This is a genomic window from Acholeplasma laidlawii (assembly GCF_015709225.1).
Taxonomy (GTDB): Bacteria; Bacillota_I; Bacilli_A; order Acholeplasmatales; family Acholeplasmataceae; genus Acholeplasma; species Acholeplasma laidlawii_A.
Genome location: NZ_JADNRS010000052.1, coordinates 1 through 852, shown reverse-complemented (window position 1 = coordinate 852; position 852 = coordinate 1). Strand labels below are relative to the sequence as shown.

The following is an 852-nucleotide window of genomic DNA, read 5'->3' as shown; positions in this document are numbered from 1 at the left end:
TCAAAATAAAATACCTCCAAGTATTTACAGTAATAATATAGTTTTTAATTTATATTATTTCCTGTGTCTACTTTAGAGGTATCATATCACTCTGTTTTTTTTATTTTTATTTAAGTAGCTGTAACAAAGACGATAAGCAAATGATTTTCTATAAAATATACAAAGTAGATGCCTGTTGATGTATCTAACCATAAATATTCATTATCCCAATGCGCATAATATTCATCTGGTACGTTGAAATGTTCAGCACTCATATGAGATTCAAGTTCTCGATCGAATTTATCTTCAAAACTATCATTTGTTTCATCTTGAAAATTGTTATCAGATAAAAAGTCCGTAGGATATTCTTCAAATCTAAATACAGTATATTGTGAACGTCGACCAGGAACGGGAAAAAAATAATCTTCCTCTTTATCGTGAAACATTATTTCTGCACTGCTTGGAACATCTATATCTGTCAAATCTCTTATTCGGATTCTTGCGCTTGATTCTTTATTTGTACATCCAATAAGTACTCCTAAGCAGAGAATCAATGTCAATAAAAATATTAGTTTTCTCGATGTTTTCATTACTATCCCATACCTTCAATATATTGATTTTAGTAAATAACTTTCAGACTACGTACATTAACTATTTACAGCTACTATGAATCGTAGTTCATATCTTCAATATATCACTATGTCAAGAATTATGCAAAGAATTCTATAATTATCACAAAAAACAAATTGAACGTATAAAGACATTCATTCCTAAAAATGAACGATTAGACGCGGTGATCATTAATGAAACAAAAAGTTAGTTAAAGAACAACGCATTAAAAAGGATAGAATGCCGCGCAAGAAAAACTTTGAA

The 852-nt window shown here is 29.1% G+C and carries 1 protein-coding gene; it reads right to left on the bottom strand.

The features are described from left to right. Positions 1–110: 110 nt before the first annotated feature. Positions 111–461, bottom strand: coding sequence for a hypothetical protein (locus IY230_RS05675; protein WP_196370565.1), 351 nt, complete (start codon positions 459–461; stop codon positions 111–113). Positions 462–852 lie beyond the last annotated feature (391 nt).